Annotated in this window: 7 protein-coding genes and 4 pseudogenes; 6 read left to right on the top strand and 5 right to left on the bottom strand. The window is 61.5% G+C overall.

All coding sequences use genetic code 11. The features are described from left to right. From ACF08N_RS37335 to ACF08N_RS37310, 6 genes and pseudogenes are all read left to right on the top strand, one after another. Positions 1-321: pseudogene (locus ACF08N_RS37335) on the top strand (transposase family protein); the annotation flags it as partial. Between the two features lie 44 nt (positions 322-365). After that, positions 366-671 (top strand): transposase, encoded by a 306-nt coding sequence (locus ACF08N_RS37330; protein ID WP_392329163.1) that lies wholly within the window; start codon positions 366-368, stop codon positions 669-671. A 43-nt stretch (positions 672-714) separates the two neighbouring features. Continuing rightward, positions 715-897 (top strand): annotated as a pseudogene (locus ACF08N_RS37325) (IS5/IS1182 family transposase); the annotation flags it as partial. Between the two features lie 404 nt (positions 898-1,301). Next, the gene (locus tag ACF08N_RS37320) at positions 1,302-1,730 is read left to right on the top strand and encodes an SsgA family sporulation/cell division regulator (protein WP_392329162.1); all 429 of its coding nucleotides are present in this window, start codon (positions 1,302-1,304) and stop codon (positions 1,728-1,730) included. A gap of 1,159 nt (positions 1,731-2,889) precedes the next feature. Beyond that, entirely contained in the window at positions 2,890-3,177 is a 288-nt protein-coding gene (locus tag ACF08N_RS37315) for a WhiB family transcriptional regulator (protein ID WP_392329161.1), read from the top strand. Between the two features lie 117 nt (positions 3,178-3,294). Next, positions 3,295-3,564, top strand: coding sequence for an ATP-binding protein (locus tag ACF08N_RS37310; RefSeq protein ID WP_392329160.1), 270 nt, complete (start codon positions 3,295-3,297; stop codon positions 3,562-3,564). A gap of 1,497 nt (positions 3,565-5,061) precedes the next feature. Here ACF08N_RS37310 and ACF08N_RS37305 read toward each other — a convergent pair. The 5 genes and pseudogenes from ACF08N_RS37305 to ACF08N_RS37285 form a co-directional block, all read right to left on the bottom strand. After that, a pseudogene (locus tag ACF08N_RS37305) lies at positions 5,062-5,164 on the bottom strand (IS5/IS1182 family transposase); the annotation flags it as partial. A gap of 39 nt (positions 5,165-5,203) precedes the next feature. Further along, complete coding sequence (locus ACF08N_RS37300) at positions 5,204-6,253, bottom strand: zinc-binding dehydrogenase (protein WP_392329159.1); 1,050 nt, start codon at positions 6,251-6,253, stop codon at positions 5,204-5,206. Between the two features lie 11 nt (positions 6,254-6,264). Next, positions 6,265-7,902, bottom strand: a complete 1,638-nt coding sequence (locus ACF08N_RS37295; RefSeq protein ID WP_392329158.1) for a hypothetical protein — start codon at positions 7,900-7,902, stop codon at positions 6,265-6,267. 10 nt (positions 7,903-7,912) lie between these two features. After that, entirely contained in the window at positions 7,913-8,296 is a 384-nt protein-coding gene (locus tag ACF08N_RS37290) for a YybH family protein (RefSeq protein ID WP_392329164.1), read from the bottom strand. A 193-nt stretch (positions 8,297-8,489) separates the two neighbouring features. Then, positions 8,490-8,903 (bottom strand): annotated as a pseudogene (locus ACF08N_RS37285) (transposase); the annotation flags it as partial.

Raw genomic sequence — 8,903 nt, 5'->3', positions numbered from 1 at the left:
CGGCTGGTGAAGGTGGTGCGGGAGCGGGGCGGAGACGGTCCTGGTGGTGGCCGGCCGTGGTGCCTGCCGCTGGCGGACCGGGTGCTGCTGGTGGCTGTCTATTGCCGGGCGAACCTCTCCATGCGGCAGGTCGCGCCGCTGTTCGGCTGCTCGCCGGCGACTGTGTGCCGAGTGATCCAGCGGCTTCGGCCGCTGCTGGCCATCGAGCCGGCATCCCGGCCCGTCAACCCGGTTGAGCGGTTGTGGATTGTGGACGGGACTCTGGTCCCGGTCCGTGACCGGAAGGTCGGTGCCTCCTCGCGCAACTACCGGTTCTCATCGAAGTTCTGGAGCAGGTCAAGGTGTTCTACGGCGGGGAGCGGGTCGTGTTGGTGAGGGACGGTCTGTCCGCCCACTGGAGCCGGGCCATGCGGGCCTGGGTCGCCGACCAGGACTGGCTCACCCTGGAGCGACTACCCGCCTACGCACCCGAGCTCAACCCGGTGGAACTGCTGTGGTCGTCGCTCAAGAAACGCGAACTCGCCAACATTGCCGGCGACCACCTCGCCGATGTCGCCGACGCCACCGAACAAGGCATCCACCGCATCAACCAGAACCAGCAGCTGCCATGGTCCTTCCTCATCCACACGGGACTCACTATCCACCCACCGAACTTACGAAAAGATCAGTAAGGGCTGTCCTGTAACTGCTGGTCGTGGCTGAGATGATCTTGCCGTGTCTGGAGTGATCAGGGCGTCAGAGTCGTCTTGGATAGCCCCGTTCACGGGGCTGAGCCCGCACGTGTTCGCCAAGCTGATGCGCCAGCTGCGGCGACAGGGCAACAACGATCCTCGCCGGGGCCGGCCGTGGGGCCTGCCGCTGGAGGACCGAGTACTGCTGGGTGCGGCCTACTGGCGTTGGGGCAGTTATTGCGGTAACAGCCAGACGGACCCGACACCGGAATGAACCTCCCCGGCTGGCCCCGCCGGAGCGCAACGTCACATGACGAGAGATCTCGGATCTCTTGAACGACGCCGGACCTGCGCCACAGGGAGAATGATGTAGGCGCCTCCTCCAAGCCTGGACTGAGTAGGGCGTACTCATGCGAAGCTGACAACTCTCAGCGAGCCTGGTCAGGCCACTACGTGGCCTGACCAGGCTCGCTGAGAGTTATAACCTCCCGTGTGCCTGGCCAAGGCCTGCTAATGAGCCGGGGCGGGGGTAAGCACCGACATCCACAGAAGCCGGCACTCAAGCGCGCAGGTGCCGATGGCAGGACGAGCCCTGCAAACAAGTCAAATGGTAGGCGGAAGGGCCAGACGATGCCGGAGTCCATTTTCTGGGACAGTTGTGAAGAGATCGAGGCCGTACTGGACCAGTACGTCCACGACGAGGTGGCGCTGCCCGTAAGAACCAAGCTGCGCTACCGCAGTGCTGACCCATTCGCAGTGACCCTGGACTTCCAGAATGCCAGCGGTCTGATCACATCGTGGAGGTTCTCCCGTGATCTTCTGTACCATGGCATGAATCACGATGCGGGCAACGGCGATGTCCGTATCTGGCCAGCGGACAAGGGTGAAGAGCCCCTGCTCTGCATCCTGCTGAGATCTTCCGGCAGCCACGCGTTGTTCACAACAGAATCCGATCCCATTCGTGCTTGGCTCGACCGCTCTTTCGATCTCATCCCACGCGGGACAGAGTCCGCGCTCATCGACTGGGAGTCTGTCATTGACTCCCTCATGCTGCCCTAACGAGCTCGTGCATGGTTACCGGTAATGACGGCTGGGCTGGATCGTTTGCTGTTTGTGGTGTGGGCTGAGGCACGCAAGTCGATCATGCCTGAGCGTCGAGTCACAGGCATTTCGACGTCCGTGATTACGGACTGACCGCCCGCGTGACAGAGCCGTTGGTGCGGGAACGAAGTACAAGCGGGTGGTCGTCTAGCGGCTCCTGGCCGCTCGTCCATCTGCGGCACGGTGTCACACACGACGTCCTCGCCTGCTTTCGAAACAGGCCTTACTGGGAGAGGGGTCGGGAAAAGGTGGTGCTCAGCGATGTAAACCTTGGCGCAGTCGTTGCGTCCCATGGTTTTTCGACGAAGGAGAGCGTTCTTGCACCGGGCCGAATATGAGGAAGCTCGGACCCTTGGGTAGCGCTTACTCAAGCCTGGCATCTGGGCGGCCTGCAGCATGGACAGCAAGGCAGTACGGATTCAATCCAAGGACGGGTTCACCATGGCGCAGGTTCGTATCCAGAAACCCAGGCTGCTCCCACGGCGTCCGCCGGTAGATCTGCGCACGCCATCAGGGCGCCCCCTTCCCTACTGAATGGGGCAGAGGAAGGCACACTGGCACGGACCAGACCAGGAAGTGAGGGGCAGAGCCCTGTTCGCCAGGGGCTGGCAGGAGCGAGCAGAGCTCCATGAACGCCACCAGCACCCAGGTAGCCGCCTTCCGGTCATCCGCTCGGGGCGGGTAGCACTGCCGACTTACACACGAGCCTTCTGGCCTCACTGCCACCGGCAAGGGCGAGGAGGACAGCATGCTTAAGCGTGAGCCTCAGTCTGACTTCGAACTAGGATCAGTAACCTCGCCAGGGAGCGGCGCCCATTATCGCCAGGCCCGACTGAACAGTGATATGCCGGGACTGTCAACGCCATCGTTTGGTGAGACTAGTATTAACCAGTCCAGCGGGTTGGAATAAGGAAATGTCTCGGGAGATGATGGCACGCTCCAGCAGCGTCTTCAGCGGTCAAAATACCCGGTTCCCGGCCCGGGCGTATGCGATGCGATGAGCAAGGGTTGCTCATCAGCCTTCGCTCGGCATCGGAGATTCTTGTGGATAGCGGCCGGAGTGGACCTCTGCGACCGTAGCGCCCATCGGTTCCTTATGCCTCAGTGAGAGTACGCCGTGAACTCACCCTTCGTCGAAACAGTTTCCATACCCAGGAACCCCTGGCAAGAGCAAGCTGCTTGTGCGTCGCAAGACATCGACCCCGAGATCTTCTTCGTCCCTGAACGAGGCCGGCCCAGCGCCGACTGGGGCCGGGCAGCCATAGAAATCTGCAGCCGCTGTCAGGTGAGGAGAGAGTGCCTTGAAGTGGCGCTCCGCATGCGGGAGCACAGGGGGATCTGGGGCGGCATGACTCCTGCAGAGCGTCGCTCAAAAGCACACTCGAGCACGATGCCAAAGGTGTAGCAAGCTGGGCGCGATCCCTTACTTGCTTTCGCGCCGCGCAGATGCCCAGAGCAGAACCACATTGTCGACTCAACTGCGTTGTCTCTCAAGTAAGTTGACAGCGAAATTTCTGATGCAGTGCTGCTCGTCGTCTCGGAACTGGTTACTAACGCCATCGAGCATGCGCTGCCTCCCCTGAGACTTCATCTTGCGGTGGATGAAGGCAACCACGCTGTTCGGGTCGAAGTCACTGATGGTGGACCGGCTGGCCGTGAAGGGGCCTGGGCAGCCAGCTGCGAGCCCGATGAGCACGGGCGAGGCATGAAGATAGTCGACCGCATCGCTCTTGCCCACGGTGTTCGCGTGCACAGCAACGGCAGCCTTCGCTGGGCGGTGCTGTCGGCGTGATCCCCGCAGGGCATCTGGCCTCCTGGCCAAACGTGTTGCAGAAGCCTGTGAGCAGGGCAGGCGGTGCCCGGTTCGTGGTCGGCCTGCATCATGTGGCGAGGGCCAGGTTGGGCGTGTGAGCAACAGTTGCTTGGACCGCCTGCTGGAGACCGTGGCAGCGCTCGTCGGCAGTCGCGGAGGTCTCGAAGTGCTTCATCCGGGCGGATGCGTGCTCGACCTGGGCACGGATAAGTTGGTGGTTGGTGTTAGGGAGCCAGGCCTTCGCATCGGCGGTGTTGCCGGGGATGGCCCGCGGCTATCGGCGACGGCCAGCTTGGTATCAGCGTCGAGGATGATCTGCACGTTGCCGAGAAGCGGTAGTTGCGTGGGGTTGCGCCAACCTTCCGGTCACGGACCGGATTTGGTGCCGTACACAATCCACAACCGCTGCGTCGTCCGGGTGGGTGGTCGGTTCGATGGCCAGGAGCGGCTGCAGGCGCTGGAGGGCCCGGCACACCGCTGGCGGGCAGCCGAACAGCGGCGCAAGCTGCCGCATCGAGAGACACCTCAGGGCCCTAACCCGCCATGATGATGCTATGAGTTGGCTGCTTGAGGTCGTCGGCGTCGGCGATCGTCCCCGATCTCGGCGAGCGCCCCGGCGCCGCTGGATGCCGACGCCGGGGAAGCTGAGGATAATCTCAGCGTCCGGGTGCTGGGGAAGCCTCTTCGACCGCTTCGGCGAGCTGTCTGGGGCGGGGCATGCGGCTTCCAGCTGGACCAGGCGAACAGCTGCTTGCCGAGTCGAAGGCCTCGCGGAGCCACTCGGCCTCGGCCCCGATGCTGCGCTTGCGGCCGGCCTGCTTGAGCGCGGCTTGCCGCTGTGCGAGTTGGCCTTGCGGCCCAGCCCGGTGCGAGCTTGATCAGTTCGTGTGCCGTCGGGTGGCAGGGGCGGTTCTACGAGGGTTCGAAGGCGGCCACGGCAGTTAGGTAATAATGCTCAGGGAGCAGGGAGCAGGGAGCAGGGAGTTGAGCTCGTTGGAGATCCGCTGGCCGCTTCTAAGGGTGCGGTGCGGCAGCCCTGCCACCTGGTGCCTAGGAGCACTGGTGATAGAGCGGGGTCCCATACCTTCTCTCGAACGCTACGGGCCAGAGTCAAGCACTTTCCGCTACGTGGGCACAGAGCCCTCTACTGAGAGCGTCCTTGGTCCTGGTCGGGACCGATCACCCAGGCTCCGCATCTGAAGGGAGGATCCCCGCGATTCGCTGTTCATTGCCCGATTCGTGCAGGGTATCGTCCGGCCGCCTACGGGCGCCAGCGCCCGTCAAGCTGCCGTGATGGCCACGAGGACACCGGGTAATGCCACTCTTCGCAGGGGCTTCGGTGCCAGGACCGGGATAGGCATCCGCCCAGCGCCCACACGGCACCACCTTGCGCATTAGGACCGCCGCCGATCCACGGGAAGGCAGCACCTGCCTGGCCGACTGGGCGTCACGGTCCCTGTCCTCGAACAGCCCTGGGAGCTCTTGACTCTGTGGCAGACACCAAGGGCGCGCCTCCGGGATAGTCACCGCCACGCTCCTGTACCACCTTCAGCAGCCGCTCGAATTGCCGTATCCGCAGACCGGTGAACGTCGGTGTCGCTGGCGCAGCTCCCCAGCATCAACTCCACAGCAGCGTCTTGATAGCTTGCCGTGAGTTCATGGCGGCGTACCCCTCGTGAGCCTGGCGGAGTGGCAATGCCAAGTCGAACACCCGCCCAGGTTGCATCGATCCGCCCAGGACGGCATCCAGGAGCAGTGGCATGTACTGAAGCGCTGGGGCGAGACCTCCACTGACAGCGATGTTGTTGAGGAACAGGGGCCACATGGGCAGGGAACGATCCTCAACAGGAACCCCCACATGACCAAGCCGTCCACCTGGACGCACGGCGCCGACCGCCTGCTGCAGGGCTTTCGGCGTCCCGACGCATTCGAGTACGGCATCAGCGCCGACTCCGCCGAGCAAGTCTTTGACCCGCTCGATGCCCACTGCCCCACGCTCAGCGACGATGTCCGTTGCGCCGAAGGAAACTGCCAACTTCTGCCGCTGAGGATAGCGAGACATCACGACGACCCGCTCAGCACCCAGGTATACGGCAGCCAGGGTTGCGCAGAGACCCACTGCGCCGTCTCCCACGATGACGGCAGAACTGCCAGGAGACACTCCCGCCGACACTGCTGCGTGGTAGCCAGTCGGAAGCACGTCACATAGGGCGAGAAGATCCGGGATGAGTGACTCATCAGGGTGATCGGGCAAGGCCAGGAGCGTTCCGTCGGCAAGCGGCACTCTAACTCGTTCCCCCTGGCCGGCGTCCAGGTCGAACCCGTCGCTATCCCGCCCGCCCCACCAGGCACCCTTGATGCAGGATGTCGGGACACCGTTTCGGCAATGGAAGCATGTTCCATCACTGATGCCGAACGAGGCAATGACGAAATCTCCTGGTCCTACGCTGTGGACGGCGGTGCCAGTTTCCTCAACCACGCCGACAAACTCGTGGCCGATTCGTGCAGGACCATCTGACGGCAGTACACCGCGGTAGCGCCAGAGGTCAGAGCCGCAGATGCAGGAGGCCAGAACGCGGACCACGGCATCAGTGGGGACTCTCATCACCGGCTCAGGAACATCTTCGACTCTCACATCCCTGGTGCCGTAAAGGACCGTGGCCAGCATGACTGTCCTCCCTAGCGATAGAAGGCTGCGCCGGCACGGGACATGCCCGAGCGAAGCTGCATTGCCAGATCACGCGGATTCCATATTGCGACTGCTTCCAGAATGAGACCAGAGCTACTGAAGGTGAATCTCTCTTCTCCGCTGATGGAGATCTGAATGTCATTGTAGGACGTAAGGTCGTAGCGCCACTTGACGGTTGCTGCATTCTTGCTGAATCTTACATCTGAGTAGGATGCGGCGACCTTGGGGAAGTTGTTGAAGAACATAGTGATGAAGACCTTCAGGCGACTTCTTCCTATGAAGGGGCGCGCTCCAGCATCAACTATTCTTCCGTTTTCTGGCTCAAAGAGTGCAATCCATTCCTCCGCGTTCTTTGAGCTCATGAGATGGAAGTAGTCCTGGATCACACGAGACGCCGTCTCGGGTGGGCACGCCCCGACAGGGACGATGTCGCCACAACGAAATCCGTGTGTGAACTCCCGGCGGCTGATTATCTCCCCTGCGTGACTTCCATGCGAGAAATTCATCAGCACTGCGTAGTCGTAGCACGCTTCATCGATCTCCGGAAAGAAGGGTGCTGCTGCTCGCTCCACCATCTGGTTCACCTGGTATCCGAGCGACCCCAAACCGCGCTGCCCCATGACGCCGAGTGCAAGCAAATAGTGTTTGAAAAGGAATTCCTGACTTACCTTTCCAAACCGTGTAAGACTTCGAAGATACTCATACGCGTCAGGGGACAGGTAAGGAGCATCCAGGACGTCAATCAAGCTCGCCTTAGTGCGACTGAGCAGATCGAGAAGAGGCATTATCGCTTTGCGTCCTGCCGGACGTATCTGCTGAGCGGCGTGGGACTGAGCGCCACTCCCATCTCTAAGTCGAACCCGAAGAGGGTGATAGTCCACGAGGTTCATAAGGTCAAGGAGCTGCCCCGTTTCTATGGCCATTGCAAGCGACGAGGTGGCATTTTCAACGGCCTGTGCCGCACATTCCCAATGCCCTGTATCGGCGAGAGTGCGCGCGTTGTCCAGGAAGTGGTGGACTAGGTGGAGCCAGCACTCCGTGATCTGATGTACACCAGCGAAGAGGTAGTCCTCAGGGCTGCCTGACTCACCCTGGTGGAGTGCATGAATTTCGTCGGGTGAGACAATGTCGTGGTAGGCCATTACAGGTCGATCCTGGATGTCGCCAGCAGAGGGGAGCCCGGCGAACTGGCGCATCTTTGTCAGCTGAGCGCCGATGCCCACATCGAATGACAGATGGCTGAATTCTGTAAAGTAGGCGTCCGTAACTCGACGGATCTGCTGCGTGGAAAGGCCTGGTAGCAGGGCGAATCCGGGTGAATAGTTGTGGCGGGGGGTTGGTGGCACTGCCTGCGCGACAGAATCCTCGTGCTCTGTTATGAATCCGCCGACAGTACGCAGGGCCTTGACGATCACGTCGAGGTAGCGGTCTATGCGTTCCTGCTGGTGGGCCGACTTTCTTCCGTCGTCAAGAGCATGGTCAACAAGCCGCCAGCACAGCTCGACTGCTTGGAAGCCGCAGCATATGGCCACATTATTCGTACCCGAGGAAGAGCATGGCCATAGCGAACGAAGACGTCGAAGATTGATATAGAGCTCGTATGGCGTGGGAGGAATGGTCGAAGACATTCTTCATCCCCTACTGTCGCGAGGCCGTTCCGAACGGATTGTCGATGAGGTACTTCCAGTGACCATCCGGCGTTTGACGTAATACGTCTGCACTCGTTCCCTGCACCTGACGCACCTCCCCATCCGGGGCAGTGCCATTGATCGACCAGTCTGAAATAACCAGGGCTGTGTCCCCGACGTGATACACAGCCCGCACTTCAATTTCGAGTGGTATTTGGAGGCGGAGAAATCTCTCCATTCCATCTTTCCATGCAGGCTTTCCGTGTGCTCCAGGCTCTCCAGGCTCGAACACGGTCAGCACCGAGTCATAGATAAGCGGGAGCATGCCTTTCAGGTTCCCGGCATTGAAGAGTGCCGCAAACTGCATAACTGCGTCTTCGGGGGTTCGTGCCATGCTCACGAAACAATTCCTGGTTCTCTCGAACACCTTGGCGCAATGTCGACTATGAGAGGCTGTCAGCGGCGGTGACGACCCGGTTGTCGCCTAGTGGCTGAAATGCTTCCATCTCATTTCGTATCTGCGGTAGAGTAATTTATGCTTACGAAGTGCAACTCCGCTGCGGATGCGCGGTGACTAAGACCGTGTCCTATGTGGTGAGGCGGATGAGTCGCTTGTAGCAGCAGATGGTGGCGGCGAGGCCGAGAAATGCCAGGTAGTTGCGGGGATGTCGTTCGTAGCGGTGGTTGAGTCGGCGGTAGCCGGTCAGCCAGGACACCGCCCGTTCGATGACCCCTTCTGCGGCGGCCGAGGCGTTCGCTGGAGTCGATGCCTTTGCGGGCGATGCGGGCGCCGATGCGTTTGCCGGGTAACCATCTCCGCAGGTGGGGGACGTCGTAGGCCTTGTCGGCGTGCAGGCGTGGGGTTTGAAGGGCGGCCGCGGTGAGGGTCGTGTCTCGTTTGGTGACCGGCGACCATGGGCTTCAGTGTGAGGCTGTCGTGGACGTTTGCCGCGGAGACGCCCACGACGAGGGGCAGTCCGTTCGCGTCCGACAGGACGTGC

The sequence above is a fragment of the Streptomyces sp. NPDC015127 genome (assembly GCF_043080095.1).
Classification (GTDB): domain Bacteria; phylum Actinomycetota; class Actinomycetes; order Streptomycetales; family Streptomycetaceae; genus Streptomyces.
This window is presented reverse-complemented; position numbering and strand designations above follow the sequence as displayed.

Coding starts and splice junctions, on each gene's coding strand:
- ACF08N_RS37320 (WP_392329162.1), top strand. CDS start 1,302: ATGCCGGAGTCCATTTTCTGGGACAGTTGTGAAGAGATCGAGGCCGTA.
- ACF08N_RS37300 (WP_392329159.1), bottom strand. CDS start 6,253: ATGCTGGCCACGGTCCTTTACGGCACCAGGGATGTGAGAGTCGAAGAT.
- ACF08N_RS37295 (WP_392329158.1), bottom strand. CDS start 7,902: ATGTCTTCGACCATTCCTCCCACGCCATACGAGCTCTATATCAATCTT.
- ACF08N_RS37290 (WP_392329164.1), bottom strand. CDS start 8,296: ATGGCACGAACCCCCGAAGACGCAGTTATGCAGTTTGCGGCACTCTTC.